Source organism: Psychrobacter sp. 1U1 (assembly GCF_051847535.1).
Taxonomy (GTDB): domain Bacteria; phylum Pseudomonadota; class Gammaproteobacteria; order Pseudomonadales; family Moraxellaceae; genus Psychrobacter; species Psychrobacter saeujeotis.
This window is the reverse complement of record NZ_JBPYDD010000002.1, coordinates 58910-77685: the sequence shown is the minus strand read 5'-3', so window position 1 is coordinate 77685 and position 18776 is coordinate 58910. Positions and strand designations below refer to the sequence as shown.

Here is an 18776-nt window from a genome sequence, read left to right as displayed (position 1 = left end):
AAGCAATAAAAAACTCCTTTAAATTTTAAGAATTAAAAGGGTTTAAAAATAATTAACCTTAGTCGATTAACGAGAGTAGTATAGTTGATCTTCAGCAGTATTTGAGCTAACTGTTGACAAGCTTTAGCTTATATAAATATTACCTTCAATATTATTCTTCATATGCAGTAGACGAGGAGCAATATCTTCTTCTAACTTAGTACGGCTAAGCACAAAACTTGGCGCGCCACAATTAAAAGTTAGTAATCCCTCAGTAGGGTGCATCATGGCAGTAGCAACAGCATTGACGTCTTTTTGCCATTCACTAATCGAAAAACAATACCCATAATCTTCATAATCTTTAAATGCTTTGTCCAGTCCTCGCCTAATTTTTAACCAGTCGTCTTTATACTTACTACGAATGGCATCAAGGATAAATTCTTGTTCAGCAGGTGGCATACTGGCTAAGCAAGCTCGTCCCATAGAACTTAAATGAATGGGCAGGTATGAGCCAACATTGCGTCGCATGGTAGTCGTGCCAGACCCTTGCACGACATTTAGATACACCATCGTCAGTCGATCGCGGGTTGCCATGGCAACCGCACTATTGGCATAATCCGCCAACTCTTCCATGTACGGTGTGACTAAATTGTTGATAGAGATGTTCGCCATCATTGTATAACCAAACCCCAACACACCCGCAGAGAGCTGATATTTACTACTGTTGGTCGATTGCTTTAAATATCCTAATTTGACCAAGGTATAAGTAAGACGCGTAATCGTCCCTTTAGGCAGACCTGTCATTTGACTTAGATCTTGATTGCCGAGATAAGGGCGCTGCGGGGTAAAACAACGTAGCAGCTCTAGTCCTCGGGCCAAAGCCGTAACAAACTGCCTGTCGTTTTTATCTTTCATCTCTGCAATCGGCTCTAACAGCTCAATGTGTGTTGCTTCATTAGAGTTTTCATCAGCAAGGGTATTAGTAGTCATACAAAGTTTATTAGTCTCAATTAAATTAATGTGAACATTATAAAGAATACACTACTTAAGGTGTTTTATAAAAAAACAATAAAATGGTGGTACGCTAGTACTTACTGGTTTGCACCTTTAATAAGACTATCTTAAAGATTCAGTATTAAAGGTGCAGTAAACTTCTTAACATAGCTATTATAAGCTATTTCGCTATGCGGTATATATGGACTTAATATTATTACGCTTTTTGTGGATCATACTGTTGCTCTTTGATGAACAAGGTCGGAATAAGACCGCATAAGAAGTACGCGCCTGCCATGAGTAATAAACCTGCACCGATAGAATTTTGCATAGCCATATAACCGATGGCAACAGGTGCAATAACTGATCCAAGCCGTCCGATATTGAATGCACCGCCAATAGCAGTCCCGCGAATAGCAGTAGGAAAGCTTTCCGTTAAATAGGTAGCATTAATAGCATAAGGAATACCATATAAGAAACCAAAGGCTATCATCAACCAGCCAATATTGTCTGGGGTATGCATATAGACCAATACTGGAATGAATAGGGCGGTGCCCATGGTGCCAAAAGCGAATACTATTTTGCGACCGATTCTATCAGCTACTATACCTGCTACGAGTTTTGCAAACATCATGGTCAAATAAGTACCCGCCATATATAGAGCCATCTCTTTAAATTTGATACCCAGCTCAGTTTCTAGATAAGAAGGTAACCAGTTGCTTACCCCGAAATAACCAAACAGTAAAAGTCCTGAACTCATCGACCATAAAATGAACATGATGCGATGTTTTGGATTTTCGAAAATTGCTTTGTAAGGATTTTCAGGTTTTTGCAGCGAGTTTTTCGCGCCACTGAGTTTCAGTGCCCGTGCCTCTTTCCAAGAATTTGGTTCAGGTATAAGAAAGTACATCGCTACTGCGAGAACAACAGGTAGAAACGTTAAGAGATATAGTGTGCGCCAACCATAGCTGGGAATAATCCAAGCAGAGACGCTAGTGATCACTAAAGACCCTAACGTAAAACCTGTCATCAACATTGCAAGCACAGTCGTCCGGTGTTTGGTGGGCACCATTTCAGACATCAAGGTATTAGTCGCAATATATAAACTACCAAGACCTAAACAAGCGGTGAACCGTAATGCTACAAACTGCTCATAGCTCTGCACAAATCCACTGAAACCAGATAACAAAGAGAACATCGCTGTCGCAATTACGATAACACGTACTCGTCCAAAGCGATCACAAGCCCAACCGCCGAAGAATCCACCGATTGCCATACCAAACAATGACCAACTGCCCAAAGCACCAGCTTGTACGTTGGTCAATCCAAATTCTAGCTTTAGGCTTGAAAGCGTAAAGGCGAGAATACCAATATCAGCTCCATCACATAATAGAACTAAAAAACAAAAAAAGAAGGCCAGTTTCCAAGGTTGCTTCTGGACAGAGCTTAAGCTTGAATCTGAAGTTATAGCGGCACTTTTCACAATTTATATCCTTATTGTTGTGAGAATGAAAGACTATAGTCATAGTGAGGTGACTCGTAACTTAGGTATCTGCGTCCTAGCAAATACCTCAATACGCTTTGAGAATGTAAATACCTGTTAATAATCAAGTAAATAGCATTCAAATAAATAGTATTTAAATAAGTGGAAACTACTCGCTAACTTCTTTGATCATATTGCGGGCGATAATAATTTGCTGGATTTGAGTAGTGCCTTCATACAAACGATATAAGCGCACATCACGATAAAAACGTTCAATACCATAATCCGCAATATAGCCCGCACCGCCATGAATTTGCACGGCTCTGTCAGCAACACGGCCGCACATTTCGGTGGCAAACATCTTGGCGCATGACGATTCGGTCACGACATCCTTACCTTCATCGCGTAGACGTGAAGCGTCTAGTACCATAGATTTAGCCGCATAAATCTCTGCTTTTGAATCAGCGAGCATGGCTTGAATAAGCTGAAAATTAGCAATTGGTTGACCAAACTGCTTACGCTCAACAGCATAGTGTAAGGCATCATCTAACATTCGACTTGCGGCGCCTGTACTTGCTGCTGCAATATGTAGGCGTCCTTTATCAAGTACTTTCATAGCCGTTTTAAAACCTACACCTTCAACGCCACCAATCAATGCATCAGCAGGCACTACGCAATTATCAAAGATAACATCACAGGTATGCGCGCCTTTTTGGCCCATTTTTTTATCAATTTTACCCAACGTAATACCAGGGGTGTCGCTCTCAACGATGAAGGCTGAAATGCCACCTGACCTTTTATTTTGTGGATCAGTACGTGCCATTACAGTAAAGATGCCAGCTTCAGGGGCATTGGTAATATAACGTTTAGTACCGTTGATAACATAGGTATCACCATCTTTAATGGCAGTGGTCTTTAATGAAGCAGCATCTGAACCAGAATCCGGCTCGGTCAAACAAAATGAGCCGATAATTTCACCGCTAGCAAGTCTTGGTAGGTATTTTTGTTTTTGCTCTTCGGTACCATCAATGACTAGACCAGATGAGCCAATACCATTATTTGTTCCTATTAGTGAGCGAAATGCAGGAGACGTGCGTCCTAATTCAAATGCCAGTGTGACCTCTTCTTCCATGGTAACGCCAAGCCCGCCGTAAGCTTCGGGAATAGTAAGTCCGAACAGCCCTAACTCTCTCATTTGATTAATGATATCGTCTGGAAGACAATCGTTTTCTGCGACCCAATGTTCCATTGGTATTAATTGGTTGCTAACAAATTGACGGATAGTTTCGGTAATTTGGTTAAGAGTTTCCTTATCTCTGATCATGTGGTTCTTCCTTGTTTGATTAATACTTAGAGTGATAACGACTTCGTAATTACCTTGAACAAACAGCATAATTGATAGTTTATTAAAATACAATACTTTTGGTTTAAATAACCGCTATGCGGTATTAATTAAAAAATTGAAGTCTAAGTAGTCCGTATATTTCTAAAATTGACTAAGATTTACTCTTCACAAAAGAAAATAAACAGTATATATTGGTCTTGAATATCGCTATGCGGTATTATATTTTATAATTAGTAATGTATTTTAAAGATTGCGATATTTTACTTAACGATAATATCTAAAGGACAGCATCATGGAAGAGCAGATCATTATTTGTGAAACGTTAGAAAATGGCGTAAGTCTGATAACACTTAATCGTCCCAAAGTTCGCAACGCTTTAAATGCTGAACTACGTGAGCAAATGGCAAAGATTTTCATTCAATTAAACGATGATCCACAAACCAAGGCTATCGTACTGACTGGTGGCGATAAAGTGTTTGCGGCTGGTGCTGATATCAATGACTTTTTAACCGCAAAAACGGTTGATGTCTATCTACGTCGTAGCGAGCAGTATTGGGATGCTATTACTAATTGTCGCAAGCCGATTATTGCAGCGGTCAATGGCTATGCGCTTGGCGGCGGCTGTGAGCTTGCTATGCACGCTGACATCATTGTCGCTGGTAAGTCTGCCAAGTTTGGCCAACCAGAAATCAAAATCGGCTTAATGCCAGGAGCTGGCGGCACGCAGCGATTGTTTCGCGTGCTTGGCAAACATAAAGCCATGAAGCTGATATTAACGGGCGATATGATAAGCGCTGATGCAGCAGATCAAATGGGGCTGGTCTCTGAAGTGGTCGAAGATGAGGCGACTATTAAGCGTGCTATTGAGATTGCCGAGCAACTAGCGGGTTATTCACCGATTGCTTTAGAACAAATTAAAGAAGTTGCCAATCTTGGGGTGGATATGCCACTACAAGGCGCATTGGCCTTAGAGCGTAAAGCCTTTCAGATTTTATTCGATACTGAAGATCAAAAAGAAGGGGCGAAAGCTTTTTTGGAAAAGCGTGACGCCAATTATAAAGGTCAGTAGCTGGCTGAAAAATAGCAAATATACTTTGAAAACGAGATTGTTCAACAAGACCATATAGAGCGACAAGAGCTCATAAAGTAACGAGACCATATAAAGGATTATTATGACTGTTAAATCATTGGCCATTATCGGCACTGGCGTTATGGGCATGGGCATTGCGCAAATCGCTGCCCAAGCTGGCATTCAAGTGCTTTTATTTGATGCCAAAGCGGGCGCCGCTGCACAAGGGCGTCAATCCCTACAAACCACACTCGAAAAATTAGCGGCCAAAGGCAAATTTACCGATGAGCAGCTGCAGTCTACTTTATCGAATCTAACAGTGATTGAAGAGATAGCTAAAATCGCCGAGGTAGATGTCGTTATTGAAGCCATTATTGAGAATTTAGAAATAAAACAACAGCTTTTTAAACAGTTAGAAAGCATCGTCCCTGCCGAGACGATTTTGGCAACCAATACTTCATCGCTAGCGGTGACCGCGATTGCTTCTAATTGTCAGCACCCAGAGCGCGTAGCAGGATTTCATTTCTTTAATCCAGTGCCGCTCATGAAAATCGTTGAAGTGATTCCGGGACTCTCTACCAAATCTTCAGTGGTAGAGACGCTTACGGATTTAGCCAAACGCATGGGACATTTAGGGGTGGTGGCAAAGGATACCCCAGGTTTTATTGTCAATCATGGTGGCAGAGCTTATGGCACAGAAGCTTTAAAAATATTAGGCGAGGGAATCGCTAGCTTTGAGGATATCGATCGTATTTTACGTGAAGGCGCTGGCTTTCGGATGGGACCCTTTGAGCTGCTTGATCTCACTGGCATCGATGTGTCGCATCCAGTTATGGAATCGATTTATAACCAATATTACTTTGAGCCTCGCTATCGCCCGCATCCCTTGACCCGTCAAATGCTAATAGGGAAAAAGCTGGGTCGTAAAGTTGGTGAGGGCTTTTATCACTATAAAGACGGTCAAAAATTGACAGCGAATACGTCGCAACAATCATCGTTTGAAGCATCAGTGTCCAAAGTAAGGTCTGATGTATCAAACGTAACAGTTTGGATTGGCGCAGACTTAGCAGAAGATAAAAAGCAGTTGGTTGATTATCTAAACGCTAACAGCATCAATATCGACGACAGTGATAAGCCAAATTCTGACAGCTTAATATTGCTGGCCATCTACGGCGAAGATACGACCAATGCGGCTATTCGCTATCAAGTGAACCCTCAACAAGCGGTCGCCATTGATATGCTGACTGACTTATTCAAGCATCGTACGTTGATGCCAAGTATCGTTACGCAAGATAACTTTGTAGCGCAAGCTTATGCCCTATTTGCTAGCAGTAATAAGTTTGCCAAAAGCTTAAATGATCACTCGGATGAGGGCTCAAATGTTGCTGTCGATGCCACGCTAATTTCCGAAAGTACTGGCTTTGTGGCGCAGCGAGTCGTGGCTATGGTCATTAATTTAGGTTGTGATATTGCGATGCAAGGTATTGCCACGCCAGAAGATATCGACAATGCCGTCAAGCTTGGATTGGGCTATCCGTATGGTCCTATCTCTTGGGGCGATGAGCTTGGTGCCGAGCGTATTTTACTCATCTTAGAGCGTATCTATGGGTTAACGGGTGATCCGCGTTATCGTCCTAGTCCATGGTTACAACGCCGCGCCAAGCTAGGCATCTCATTATTTACTCAACAGAGCAATTGTCAATGCTAGATTGCTGATGCTAAGAGCTAGACCAATTTAATAAACGCTATATTTTAATAATGCAAATTCTTAAAACACAACAAGGAACAGTTATGTTAGACGCCTATATTTATGACGGATTAAGAAGCCCTTTTGGTCGCCATGGTGGAGCATTAGCAACCGTGCGTCCTGATGACTTAATCGCCACAGTGATGAAGACTCTGGTCGAAAAGCATCAATTACCTAACGATATCTTTGATGAAGTGCTGATTGGTAATACCAATCAGGCCGGCGAGGACTCACGCAACATCGCTCGTAATGCTGCATTGCTAGCGGGACTAGATGTCAAAACACCCGGACAAACCATCAACCGTCTGTGTGCTTCGGGATTATCGACCGTCGTTGATGCTGCCCGTAGTATCACTTGTAACGAGGGTGACATATTTTTAGCAGGTGGGGTTGAGTCAATGACCCGTGCACCATTTGTCTTTGCTAAGACCGAGCAGCCTTTTAGTCGTGAATTTAAAGTATTTGATACCACCATTGGCAGTCGATTTCCCAATCCTCTTTTGACTAAAGAATTTGGTAGCGATAGCATGCCGCAGACGGGCGATAATGTCGCTCGCAAATACGGTATCACTCGTGAAGAGGCGGATAAATTCGCAGCAGCCTCGCAAGCTAAATATCAAACCGCCAAACAAGCGGGGTTCTTTGATGAGGAAATAACGCCAATTATGGTATCGCAAGGTAAGAAGTTACCCGAAAAAGCGATAACAGAAGATGAGCATCCTCGCGCCAGCTCTACTGTGGAAGCACTGCAAAAACTGAAACCGTTAAATGAGAATGGCGTAGTTACGGCAGGGAATGCATCGGGCATTAACGATGGGGCGGCTGCGCTGATTATTGGCTCAAAGCAAGCAGAAGAAAAGTTAGGCTTTAAGCCTATTGCCAAAATTCTCTCATCCGGTGCCATGGGTGTTGAGCCCAGTATTATGGGCGTAGGCCCTGTTGAGGCCATTAAACTGGCATTGAAACGCGCTGATTTGACCCTTGATGATATGTCCATCATCGAGATTAATGAAGCATTTGCCTCGCAGGTACTCGGTTGCCTAAAAGGTTTAGAGATTGACTTTGATGACAAGCGTATCAATCCCAATGGTGGCGCGATTACCGTCGGACATCCACTTGGCGCATCGGGCGCTAGACTTGCCTTAACTACAGCGCGCGAGCTACAGCGCACAGGCGGACAATACGCGATAGTCAGTTTATGTATTGGTATTGGGCAAGGGCTTGCCATGGTGATTGAACGAGTCTAACTCCATTAGTACTCTTGCCATACTATTTTATTATCAAGGATGACAATAATGACAACGATACTCAACCAACATGAGAACTACCAACAAGCCGAAGAAGCGTATGGTTTTCCTTTGATTATCAAACAGCTGCTAAACCGTGCAAAGATCGCCTCTACTCAGCAAACCATCAGTTATGCCGATAAGGTGACTTATACGTATGCTGAATTTTTTAAGCGGGTTAATCGCTTGGCAAACGTACTTAAAAATATGGGTTTGCAAGCAGGTGATGTGGTTGCGGTCATGGATTGGGACAGTCATCGTTACCTTGAAGCGTATTTTGCCGTGCCCATGTCTGGCATGATTTTGCAAATGGTCAATGTACGCTTGGCTGAAGATAAAGTGCTGTACACCATTAACCATGCCAAACCAAAAGCCTTGTTATTAAATGCTGAATTTGAGCCCATGGCTAAAAATTACCGTCATGAAGCCCCTTCTATTGAGAAAATTATCTGGCTTGATGACACTGACTTTGATGGTACTGGTTTTAATGAAGCTAAGTTTGATGATGCTGATTATAGCGAAGACACTATAAAAGCTCAGCAAGCCAGCATGCCAGATTATGTCGAAGGTGAATATGAAGCCATGCTAGCTGCGGCCAGTGATGAGTTTGATTTTCCAGATTTCGACGAAAATACCATCGCCACCACGTTTTATACCAGTGGCACGACAGGAGACCCAAAAGGCGTCTTTTTTACCCACAGGCAAATCGTATTACAGACGCTATCGAGTACTCTAGCATCCGCACTCAGTGCCGAAGGTCAAGGCGCTCGCTACAATGATGTCTACATGCCAATGACGCCATTATTTCATGTGCATGCATGGTGTTGGCCGTATGGGGCAACCATGATAGGGCTCAAACAAGTGTATCCAGGGCGATATCTTCCTGAAGTATTGGTTGACTTGATTGAACACCACAAAGTTACCCTCTCACACGGTGTCCCAACCATTTTACAAATGTTAATTAAAGAGATGGCAACACGAGGACGCAAGTTCAACGGTCTTAAGTTGTCAGTAGGGGGTTCCAAATTAAACGAAGGCCTAGCTGAAGCTGCTCTTGAAAGCGGTATCGAGTTTATCTCAGGGTTTGGGATGTCAGAGTCCTGTCCTGTCCTTGCCAGAATGGCATTCGGTGATCAGACAAATACTATGACAACGACAGAACAGATCAATTATCGTTGTCTTTCTGGCTCTCCGATTATGCTGGTATCAATGGAGATTTGGGACGAAAATGGCAAAGCCCTACCCATGGATGGTGAGTCGACAGGCGAGCTGGTTGTGCGAGCGCCTTGGCTGACCCAAAGCTATTTTAAGAATGCCGATGCTGGCAATGAGTTATGGCGTGGCGGTTGGATGCATACCCAAGACATTGCTTGTATTTCACCTGATGGCACGCTAAAGATTACCGATAGACTCAAAGACGTCGTTAAGTCTGGCGGCGAATGGATATCCTCGTTGGAAGTCGAAAATATTTTATCATTTCATCCAAGCGTGGCTGAAGTGGCCATAATCGGAGTAGCGGATGAAAAATGGGGCGAGCGCCCTTTAGCGTTAGTAGTCTTAAAACCTGAGCATGCCGATACCAAAGCGGAGGCTATTTTAGCGATAGGTCATCAAGCGGTTGAGAAGGGCTATTTACCAAAGTATGGCGTGCCAAGTGAAATAAAATTTTTAATAGAAATGCCGAAAACCAGTGTGGGTAAGCTCGATAAGAAAAAGATGCGCATGATGTACACAGAAAAATTGATTTAACCCATAGCGATAATTGCAAAAAATATATGAGCTTACTGATAATTTTAACGTTGGTTAAACGTTGGTTAAACGTTGGTTAAACGTTGGTTAATAACACCTACGCTCATTAGCATAACTAGAAGAGAGAACTATGAAGGCTGTAGCGATATTACCAGAAATACAAGAGACGCTGAATAAAGATAAACACCATCCCATGCATGGTTTTGCAGTTGTTTATTCTCAGCAAGTAGAGTGGGGCGATATGGACTTCTTTGGCCATGTTAATAATGTGGTCTATTACACTTATGCCCAAAACGCTCGTATTTACTATAACACTCAATTAAATCTATTTAACGAAAACACCTTTTCAGTCATGGCAGCGTCTTCCTGTCAATATTTTAAGCCAGTGATTTATCCTGATACCTTATGGATTGGGGTTCGAGTCAAGAAAATTGGCAATGCCAGTGTGATTCATGAATATACCTATTATAGTACGGCTATGAATACTATCGTCGCGAGCGGTGAGTCAGTGCTGGTATATCTTGATAAAACTACTGGACAAAAGAAAAACATTGATGAGACCAAAAAAGCCGCGATCAACGCTTTTGAAAGTTTTAACTAAACTGTGAAGTTCAACTAAACTGTGAAGTTCAACTAAACTGTGAAGTTCAACTAAATTAGGAGGTAATTTTTTTATAAGGAGATAGTGCTGGTATTTATAGGGTTAAAAAATACGGTAACAATAGAGATTTAAAGGGATTTAAATTAACTTAAATGAATTTTAAAACAACACAAGGAATGTGTAGATCATGCTTTATATCAAAAAGTTGTCTTTTGGTTTGGCTGTCTTGGGAGCATGTGTACAAGCACAAGCAATAGAGCTTGTCACCAATGGCGATACTACTTTAAGTATCGGTGGTTATGTTAAAGCAGAAGGTATATTTTATTCTCCAGACGAAGGAGAGTCTGAGTTTAAAGGAAGTGGACGACAATCTAGGATTAACCTTAAAACCACCAAGAACATAGAGGATAAAAAATTAACAGGTTTTATTGAAGGGGACTTTTATGGCAATGCTGCAAATGGCGGTTCAGACTTGCGACTTCGCCATGCTTATGCTCAAATCGATGATTTGACAGTCGGTAAGACGTGGAATGGTCAGTTCTTAGCGGTCTACCCACTTTTAACTGAGCAGCTTGACTTTCGAGGCACGGGCTTGGGCACCATCTCTGGTGGTGGCGCTTATATTCGTCCAGATTTGACGGTACATTACGTTCATAAAGGGTTTCGTTTTACGGCTCAAGAACCTGTTGATGACGAAGCTGATTTGCCTGATATGGTTGTTAGCTACAAGGATGATATATCTGATCTTAGCTATAACTTGGCGGTTACGGCTCGTGAGGCCAAAAATGGAGAAGATTCAGATATAGGCGTCGGTGTCTCTTTGGCTGGCAAACTGAAAATAGGCAATGATTCGCTACATGCGAGCGTATACAATGGTAAAGGGATGGGCGCCTATTCCACCGTATGTGTTGGAAGAGTCCTTGGTTCGACTGACGATGTGGATTGTGATGCCGAAGACGGTAAGCTTGTATCACAAACTGGCTTCACGGTAGGGTATAGGCATAAATTTACAGAAAAACTGATGAGCAACATGCGCTATGGTGAAATTAATGTGGATGATGCGGTAGATACCTCTGTGAACGTGAAAAGCATCAACCTTGTTTATGAGTATTTTCCAGATCTGGATATTGGTATTGAGTGGAGAGATCGAAGCGATAAGACCACTTTAGAAGTAAGAAAAGGTCAGCAAGTTGAAATAATGGCCAAATACGAATTCTGAGCTGAATATTTGAGTTCGGAACGTATTATATAGAGAGTGAAGGTATAGAGCAGATTGCAAATTTATATAATCTTATCTTATTAAGCACTTAATAAAAAACCCCTTCAAGTCTAATAGATTTGAAGAGGTTTTTGTTCTTTCTAATATATGGTGGGCCCAGTAGGACTTGAACCTACGACCAAAGGATTATGAGTCCTTGTTTTTACAACAACAATACACAATGAATGGCGATAATTAGCTGTGATTATTGGCTTAAAGCCCTTTGTATTAAAGGTTTAGGTTAAAAGCTAAATATATTTATCAACAAGCAGATATGCTTATCAATAAATTCGGAGTATCAAAATAGTATCAAAATGGATAGTTTCAGCAGATATTTTAAAAGTAAGGGTCTACAAATGAAACTTTTAAATGATTGGCAATAAAGGATATATCTTTCATTCAAAGTATAAAAAAAGCTAGGAGCTGGTTACTCTTGTTTTTACATCTCGTATTGGTCAGTAGATCCTACTCATAAATATGTAGGAGATATTGAAAAAGCGTACCCACATCGTGAGTACGCTAAAAACTAATAAGTATAAAACAAGAATATCTGAATGAAAATAAAGTCTAAATCAGATTTAAGTCGCTATAGGTGTATCTAAATTGACTGGTTTCTCTTGAATTTTTTTACTATCTACTGCTGCATTTAAGTTTACAAGGAAAATAGCAGTGGCTGCAATTATTCCTGGTATGGCGATAAACAAAAAGTTAGTTTGGTGACTTAGCTCTAGTGTAAGTAGCGCCCCAGTTAAGATAGGACCTACGATAGCGCCAATGCGACCGATACCCGATGCCCAACCCATAGCAGTGGTACGTACAGCAGTAGGATAATATTGAGCGACAAAGGTGTAGAGTAATATTTGTGAGCCAATAGTAGTGGCGCCTGCAATCGCTATAAGACTATATAGCACCACTTGCGGGCTGTTGTATCCAAGTAGTATTAATGCTGCAGCACCAGCGACAAACATAATGGTTAATACTGGCTTTAGATGAAATTTATCAGCCAGCACACCGCCACCAATAGCACCGATCATCCCGCCAATATTAAGTGCAAATAAGAACAGCATACTAGCACCTAGCGAGTAACCTGCTTGAATCATCAGCTTCGGCAACCAGCTGGCAAGAGCATATACCATTAATAAGCACATAAAGAAGGCCACCCAAAACATAATGGTAGTAAAGCCACGATTCTTTAGAAATAGCGCTTTGATAGGAGCGTCATCACCTTTGGTTGGTTCATCTAAGATTAAGTTGGTCGAAGCCGTGATGGTCTCTTGTGGTGCAAGTTTGCGGACGATTTTTTTGGCTTCATCATGTCTTTTTTCTTTGACCAAATACATTAAGGACTCAGGAAGCATTTTCCAGATAATTGGCAATAGCAGGGTAGGTATTCCTGCAATATAAAACATAATCTCCCAACCGTAATCTACCACCAAAAACGAGCCTAATAATGCTGATGCCATTCCGCCTATCGCGTAACCACTAAACATAATAGCGACCAGAGTACTACGGATACGTTTTGGGGCATATTCAGAGGTCAGCGCTACACAGATGGGCATCACGCCGCCGATACCAAGACCAGCAATGAAGCGTAAAGCAGCAAACTGCATCGGACCATTAGCAAAAGCACCGAAAAAGGTAAAGCTACTGAATAGACCGACGCAGATCATGATGGTCTTTTTTCGACCGATTTTATCAGACAAAGTACCAAAAATCATAGCACCAAACATCATGCCAAAGAGTGCTGCGCTAGCAAGAAAGCCTGCTTGTACCGCGGTCAATGACCACTCCTCCATGAGTAACGGTAGGGCCACGCCATAAATAATAAGATCATAACCATCAAAGATAATGATCAGTAGACACCAAAACAGTACCTTCCAATGAAAAGGAGCAAATTTGGCTTCATCAATAACTTTATTGATGTTTAAGGTTGGTGATTCCATTCGTATTTCTCCATGGGTAATATCCTTATAAGTGTCTAACAAGTTATTGTTTTCTAATGGTCAAGTCAAAAACCATCTAAGTATTAGTTTATACCTAGAAGGTATGGCGTTTTTATTAAGAGATAGGAGTGTAAGGGTGTATAGATAGCTTTGTTAAAAGAAGCGGAAAATGAAAAAGAGGTTTTCTTTAAGCAAACGCTGTAATAACCAATCAGGCTACTGATATCCGTTATATTTATTTTTTATGAGAAAGGTATGTGCTTATTATTAATAGCTGATACCTATTAAAAGATAGGTAAAAAAAAGATTGCTCATATATCTAAAAGATATATGAGCAATTTAAATGTGAAGAATAGCCGTCATACAAACACCACCAACATTGCACATGGCAGTGAGGGTAGTTGGACAAAGGCTATAGCACTATTAGTGTTTCAAATACTGTCGCACGAGTTGATTAAATGCTTCTGGCTGTTCAATATTTGAGATATGCGAGGCATCGATAGTAGCTAGCTTAGCGTTAGGGATATGATCGACCATATACTGACCATCGGCAACCGTCGTCACTGGATCCTCGATACCTGAAAGCACTGTAACAGGCACGCGGACATTTTTTAACTGCTCGCGAGTATCAGCGACTGACAGCGCCTCACAGCAGCTGGCATAACCCTCGCTACTACCAGCTGCGAGAGCGTCAGATAATGCTTTAACTACATCAGGATGATTATCGATAAAACTTGCTGTGAACCAACGCGTGGCAGCCGTAGCGGCGATAGGATCCAGACCTTGTTCACGTACCAATTGCGCGCGATCTACCCAGGCCGATTCATTACCAATCTTTGCGGCGGTATTGCATAGCATCAAGTGATGGAAGCGCTCAGGATGATTGATAGCTAACCATTGACCAGTCATGCCGCCCATAGATATGCCACAAAAAAATGCTTTATCAATGTTTAAATGATCAAGCAAATCAATCACATCTTGTCCAAGCTGATCCAAATTATAAGGACCTTTTGGTGCGGAAGACTTACCATGGCCACGGGTGTCGTAGCAGATAATAAAATAATCGTTTTGTAAGGCATCGATTTGCGGCTGCCACATATGATAGCTGGTACCTAAGGAGTTGGATAATAGTAGAGCAGGGTTGCTTTTATCGCCAAAAGTGGCATAGTTTAGGGCAATTTCTTGGTTATTAAATATGGGCATACTAAGCATCCTTATTTAGGATTAAAATGTTGAAGGCACATGTAGGGATGAGTATCACGCTTGATAATTAACCCGCTCAATAATCATGGCAATGCCTTGTCCAACGCCAATACACATCGAGCATATGGCATAACGCTTATCAGTTTTCTCAAGTTGATTGAGTGCTGTTAAAATTAAACGTGCTCCTGAGGCGCCGAGTGGATGACCAAGCGCAATTGCACCGCCATTAGGGTTGACGCGCTTGCTATCATCAGCTAACCCTAAGTCACGCGTACAAGCGAGAGCTTGGGCGGCAAAGGCTTCGTTTAATTCAATGACATCCATCTCATCAAGTGACAGTCCAGTTTGCTTAAGCAGCTTTTTCATCGCTGGTGCTGGAGCAAAGCCCATAATACGCGGTTCAACGCCTACCGTAGTTGAGGCCACAATACGTGCACGCGGCTTTAGATTAAACTCTTTAACGGCTTGCTCTGATGCCACTAAAAAAGCCGCTGCGCCATCATTGATACCTGACGCATTGCCAGCCGTCACGGTACCATTCGCGGTGACGATAGGGCGCAGCTTGGTCAACTTCTCAAGCGTGGTATCAGCACGAGGATGCTCGTCAGTATCGACGGTGACAGGATCGCCTTTGCGTTGCGGGATGCTGACAGCAGTAATCTCATCTTTGAAGAATCCTGCTTCTTGCGCCACTGCGGTACGTTGTTGACTACGTAGTGCAAATGCATCTTGGTCAGCACGATTGATATTGAATTGCTCTGCGACATTTTCAGCAGTTTGCGGCATGGTCTCCGTGCCATATAGCTCATCAAGCTTTGGATTGATAAAACGCCAGCCCATCGTGGTATCTTCGAGCTTTTGACTACGACCAAACGCTTGATCTGACTTGCCCATTACCAATGGCGCACGGCTCATGCTCTCAACACCACCTGCAATAATTAGATGCGCTTCACCCGCTTTAATCGCACGAGCGGCGATGGCTAACGCATCCATTGACGAGCCGCATAAGCGATTCACCGTAGTGGCAGGCACTTGATAAGGTAGGCCAGCTAGTAACGACGACATACGCCCGACGTTGCGATTGTCTTCACCGCTCTGATTAGCACAGCCGTAGATGACGTCATCTACTTGTACCCAATCGACATTGGCATTACGTTCCATTAACGCCTTGATAGGGATAGCCCCTAAGTCATCGGCACGGACAGGGGCTAGACCGCCGCCGTAGCGTCCAAAAGGGGTGCGAATGGCATCGATAATATAAGCGTTGTTTAAACCAGTGATTGAATCAGTCATCATCCTTGTCCTTTTTATTATTTTGAATTTGTAGCGTCAATTAATGTCGCACCCGTCAATGCTTGTAAGTCCGCAAAGCTTAAGCCATCGACCATTTCAGTGACGGCTAAACCTTTATCAGTGACATCAATGACACACAAGTCAGTATAAATGCGATCAACGCAGTTTTTGCCAGTCACGGGGTAGGTAAGCTTGCTAACGATTTTAGGGTCGCCAGTTTTGGTGGTGTGATTGGTCATCACAAAGACTTTTTTGGCACCGACGGCTAAGTCCATAGCGCCGCCAACAGCAGGTATTGCATCTGGCGCACCCGTGCTCCAGTTGGCCAAATCGCCATTGGCAGCCACTTGAAACGCGCCTAATACACAGATATCAAGATGACCACCGCGCATCATCGCAAAAGAGTCGCCATGATGAAAGAAGCTGCCGCCATCGAGCATGGTGACATACTCTTTTCCGGCGTTAATCAGTTCGGGATCCTCTTCACCTTTGGCAGGTGGTGGTCCAAAAGCTAGTAAACCATTTTCTGAATGCAAAAATACATCTTTATCATCTGGTAGGTATTGGGCAATTTTGGTCGGTAGTCCGATGCCTAAATTGACATAGGCACCATCTGGAATATCTTGTGCAGCACGCTCGGCTATTTGATCGCGGGTCAAAACGGTGTAGGAAGTATGGTTCATGATGACGCTCCTTATAGTTGGCAGTATTAAGCGGTGGCTGTAGTAGCTGTGCTAAAAAGTTCAGTACTAGCAGGCTGAATTTGCACCACATGCTGCACAAAAATACCCGGCGTAATAATGTGTTCAGGATCAAGCGTGCCAAGCTCAACCGTTTCGGAGACTTGGGCGATAGTCACGTCAGCTGCCATTGCCATAATTGGACCAAAGTTACGGGCAGACTTGCGGTACACCAAGTTGCCCCAGCGATCGCCTCTAGAAGCTTTGATTAAAGCAAAATCAGCCTTGATGGGATATTCAAGAACATAGTCTTTACCATCGATTTCTCGAGTCTCTTTGCCTTCTGCGAGTAAAGTACCAAAGCCTGTGGGCGTATATACCGCACCGAGTCCCATACCTGCTGCTTGAATACGGCAAGCCAAATTCCCTTGTGGTACGAGCTCAAGCTCAATCTTGCCAGCATGATAAAGCTCATCAAATACCCAAGAGTCCGATTGACGCGGGAAAGAGCAAATGATTTTACGCACAGCGCCCGTTTTTAAGAGCTTGGCAAGGCCATGGTCGCCGTTACCGGCATTATTATTAATGATGACCAAATCCTTTACGCCCAAATTAATAAGCCCATCAATGAGTTCAGCGGGTTGACCTGCTGTGCCAAAGCCGCCAATCATGATGGTGGCGCCATCTTTAATTTGACTAAGTACGTCAGTGATATTTTTATCTGCTTTGTTAATCATGTTTATATCCTATAAAAAGTCATATGAGGTAGTGTCTTTAGAATTAATAAGTGGTACATGGGTTGGACTCATTGCTCTGACACTACTTAAATTTTTTCGTAAGAGACTTGCTCTTAATTGGCTTCATTATTAGAGGTCGTTAATGAGATAGATGATGTTGGTAGTAGGCGTTTTTTGGTCAGAATATAGTGAGCAATCATGCCGATAAGAATGCCCCAAAACACAGAGCTTAATCCCAAAAAGCTCATACCCGATGCTGTCGCCAAAAAGGTAATTAACGCCGCATCTCTTTGCTCATCATTTTTCATAGCAATGGTGATATTGGCAGAAATGGCACCGATTAATGCAAGGCCGGCCAGTGCCGCGACAAGCTCTTTTGGAAGCAAGCTAAATACCATCACGATACTGCCAGCAAATAAACCGCCAAATAAATAGAAGATGCCATTAGCGACACCTGCGATATAGCGCTTTTCCTTAAGTTCATGCGCATCTTTGCCAGTACAAAGCGCGGCTGTGATAGCGGCAAGTACGATAGTGATACCACCAACACATGCAACTGCTAACGAGGCGAGGCTTGTAACACTCACAATAGGCTTGGCTGGCGTGTCGTAACCGCTAAGATTTAAAATAGCCATACCGGGTAAAAACTGGCCAGTTAAGCTCACAAGGATGAGTGGTATAGCGAGGTTAAACGTTGAGTTCCACGACCATTCAGGGGCAATAAAAGTAGGTATAGTGATGGCTAAATCGAAATGGACAGGGTTCATTTTGCCAAGTAAGACGCTTAAGATAACACCGCACAGTAGTACCCAAATCATCGTATAGCGCGGCGAAAAGCGTTTGGCTAATAAATAGCAACCGAGCATGCTAAAGACGATAAATGGCATGCTATCAGTGGCTTTAAATAATTCTAAGCCGAATTGAAATAGAATCCCTGCCATCATGCCAGCGGCGATACCGTTAGGAATCCATTTTAATATTTTGTCGAAGTAACCTGTTGCCCCCACGATAAATATGACAATCGCTGAGATGATATAACCGGCAACAGCTTCATTAATACTCATCTGTGGAAATAGGGTAACCAGTAAAGCGGTACCAGGGGCGGACCATGCTGTAATAACCGGTGTTTTATATTTAATGGATAAATATATACCAGGAATGGCAGCACCGATGGAGATACCCCAAATCCAAGACGCCATCATGGCATCTGAAACTTGTGCGGCTTGTGCGGCCTGAAAAAAAATAATTAAAGGCCCCGCATAAGAAATAAGAACCGCTAAGAACCCTGCAACCGATGCGGAGAGCGACCAGTCGCTTTTTAAGGTTTGGATTACAGAGGCCATATTGCTTCCTTGCAAATTAGCATTCGTTACGGGGTTGCAAATTAAGATGCATGCTACTGATTGGCAG

General features: G+C 42.7%; 15 protein-coding genes. 6 read left to right on the top strand and 9 right to left on the bottom strand.

Annotation, left to right across the window (positions count from 1 at the left end):
• Positions 1-123: 123 nt before the first annotated feature.
• The 3 genes from ACS8FB_RS02670 to ACS8FB_RS02660 all read right to left on the bottom strand — a co-directional run bounded on the left by ACS8FB_RS02670 (position 124) and on the right by ACS8FB_RS02660 (position 3779).
• Positions 124-969 carry an IclR family transcriptional regulator gene (locus ACS8FB_RS02670; protein ID WP_439260879.1) on the bottom strand — a complete coding sequence of 282 codons (846 nt, stop codon included), beginning with the start codon at positions 967-969 and terminating at the stop codon, positions 124-126.
• A gap of 220 nt (positions 970-1189) precedes the next feature.
• Entirely contained in the window at positions 1190-2455 is a 1266-nt protein-coding gene (locus tag ACS8FB_RS02665; protein WP_439260878.1) for an MFS transporter, read from the bottom strand.
• 169 nt (positions 2456-2624) lie between these two features.
• Positions 2625-3779 (bottom strand): acyl-CoA dehydrogenase family protein, encoded by a 1155-nt coding sequence (locus tag ACS8FB_RS02660; RefSeq protein WP_439260877.1) that lies wholly within the window; start codon positions 3777-3779, stop codon positions 2625-2627.
• A gap of 313 nt (positions 3780-4092) precedes the next feature.
• Here ACS8FB_RS02660 and ACS8FB_RS02655 point away from each other — a divergent pair, with 313 nt between their 5' ends.
• From ACS8FB_RS02655 to ACS8FB_RS02630, 6 genes are all read left to right on the top strand, one after another.
• Complete coding sequence (locus tag ACS8FB_RS02655) at positions 4093-4869, top strand: enoyl-CoA hydratase (RefSeq protein WP_439260876.1); 777 nt, start codon at positions 4093-4095, stop codon at positions 4867-4869.
• A 97-nt stretch (positions 4870-4966) separates the two neighbouring features.
• The gene (locus ACS8FB_RS02650; protein WP_439261287.1) at positions 4967-6577 is read left to right on the top strand and encodes a 3-hydroxyacyl-CoA dehydrogenase; all 1611 of its coding nucleotides are present in this window, start codon (positions 4967-4969) and stop codon (positions 6575-6577) included.
• Between the two features lie 83 nt (positions 6578-6660).
• Positions 6661-7863, top strand: coding sequence for a 3-oxoadipyl-CoA thiolase (locus tag ACS8FB_RS02645; protein WP_439260875.1), 1203 nt, complete (start codon positions 6661-6663; stop codon positions 7861-7863).
• Between the two features lie 48 nt (positions 7864-7911).
• On the top strand, positions 7912-9651 hold the full coding sequence (locus ACS8FB_RS02640) for a fatty acid--CoA ligase (RefSeq protein ID WP_439260874.1): 1740 nt from the start codon (positions 7912-7914) through the stop codon (positions 9649-9651).
• Between the two features lie 130 nt (positions 9652-9781).
• Entirely contained in the window at positions 9782-10252 is a 471-nt protein-coding gene (locus ACS8FB_RS02635) for an acyl-CoA thioesterase (protein ID WP_439260873.1), read from the top strand.
• A gap of 187 nt (positions 10253-10439) precedes the next feature.
• A complete protein-coding gene (locus ACS8FB_RS02630) occupies positions 10440-11471 on the top strand; it encodes a hypothetical protein (RefSeq protein WP_439260872.1) in 1032 nt (343 codons plus the stop codon).
• Between the two features lie 617 nt (positions 11472-12088).
• Here the strand turns inward: ACS8FB_RS02630 and ACS8FB_RS02625 are convergent.
• The 6 genes from ACS8FB_RS02625 to benE form a co-directional block, all read right to left on the bottom strand.
• Positions 12089-13453, bottom strand: coding sequence for an MFS transporter (locus ACS8FB_RS02625; protein ID WP_439260871.1), 1365 nt, complete (start codon positions 13451-13453; stop codon positions 12089-12091).
• 423 nt (positions 13454-13876) lie between these two features.
• Positions 13877-14656, bottom strand: coding sequence for a 3-oxoadipate enol-lactonase (gene pcaD, locus ACS8FB_RS02620; protein ID WP_439260870.1), 780 nt, complete (start codon positions 14654-14656; stop codon positions 13877-13879).
• A gap of 54 nt (positions 14657-14710) precedes the next feature.
• Positions 14711-15949 (bottom strand): 3-oxoadipyl-CoA thiolase, encoded by a 1239-nt coding sequence (gene pcaF, locus ACS8FB_RS02615; RefSeq protein WP_439261286.1) that lies wholly within the window; start codon positions 15947-15949, stop codon positions 14711-14713.
• 17 nt (positions 15950-15966) lie between these two features.
• Positions 15967-16632 (bottom strand): 3-oxoacid CoA-transferase subunit B, encoded by a 666-nt coding sequence (locus tag ACS8FB_RS02610; protein WP_439260869.1) that lies wholly within the window; start codon positions 16630-16632, stop codon positions 15967-15969.
• Positions 16633-16658: 26 nt separating this feature from the next.
• Positions 16659-17366 carry a 3-oxoacid CoA-transferase subunit A gene (locus ACS8FB_RS02605; protein WP_439260868.1) on the bottom strand — a complete coding sequence of 236 codons (708 nt, stop codon included), beginning with the start codon at positions 17364-17366 and terminating at the stop codon, positions 16659-16661.
• Positions 17367-17479: 113 nt separating this feature from the next.
• Positions 17480-18709, bottom strand: coding sequence for a benzoate/H(+) symporter BenE (gene benE / locus ACS8FB_RS02600; RefSeq protein ID WP_201619410.1), 1230 nt, complete (start codon positions 18707-18709; stop codon positions 17480-17482).
• Positions 18710-18776: the final 67 nt, after the last annotated feature.

Coding starts and splice junctions, on each gene's coding strand:
- ACS8FB_RS02670 (WP_439260879.1), bottom strand. CDS start 969: ATGACTACTAATACCCTTGCTGATGAAAACTCTAATGAAGCAACACAC.
- ACS8FB_RS02660 (WP_439260877.1), bottom strand. CDS start 3,779: ATGATCAGAGATAAGGAAACTCTTAACCAAATTACCGAAACTATCCGT.
- ACS8FB_RS02655 (WP_439260876.1), top strand. CDS start 4,093: ATGGAAGAGCAGATCATTATTTGTGAAACGTTAGAAAATGGCGTAAGT.
- ACS8FB_RS02645 (WP_439260875.1), top strand. CDS start 6,661: ATGTTAGACGCCTATATTTATGACGGATTAAGAAGCCCTTTTGGTCGC.
- ACS8FB_RS02640 (WP_439260874.1), top strand. CDS start 7,912: ATGACAACGATACTCAACCAACATGAGAACTACCAACAAGCCGAAGAA.
- ACS8FB_RS02635 (WP_439260873.1), top strand. CDS start 9,782: ATGAAGGCTGTAGCGATATTACCAGAAATACAAGAGACGCTGAATAAA.
- ACS8FB_RS02630 (WP_439260872.1), top strand. CDS start 10,440: ATGCTTTATATCAAAAAGTTGTCTTTTGGTTTGGCTGTCTTGGGAGCA.
- ACS8FB_RS02625 (WP_439260871.1), bottom strand. CDS start 13,453: ATGGAATCACCAACCTTAAACATCAATAAAGTTATTGATGAAGCCAAA.
- pcaD (WP_439260870.1), bottom strand. CDS start 14,656: ATGCCCATATTTAATAACCAAGAAATTGCCCTAAACTATGCCACTTTT.
- pcaF (WP_439261286.1), bottom strand. CDS start 15,949: ATGACTGATTCAATCACTGGTTTAAACAACGCTTATATTATCGATGCC.
- ACS8FB_RS02610 (WP_439260869.1), bottom strand. CDS start 16,632: ATGAACCATACTTCCTACACCGTTTTGACCCGCGATCAAATAGCCGAG.
- ACS8FB_RS02605 (WP_439260868.1), bottom strand. CDS start 17,366: ATGATTAACAAAGCAGATAAAAATATCACTGACGTACTTAGTCAAATT.
- benE (WP_201619410.1), bottom strand. CDS start 18,709: ATGGCCTCTGTAATCCAAACCTTAAAAAGCGACTGGTCGCTCTCCGCA.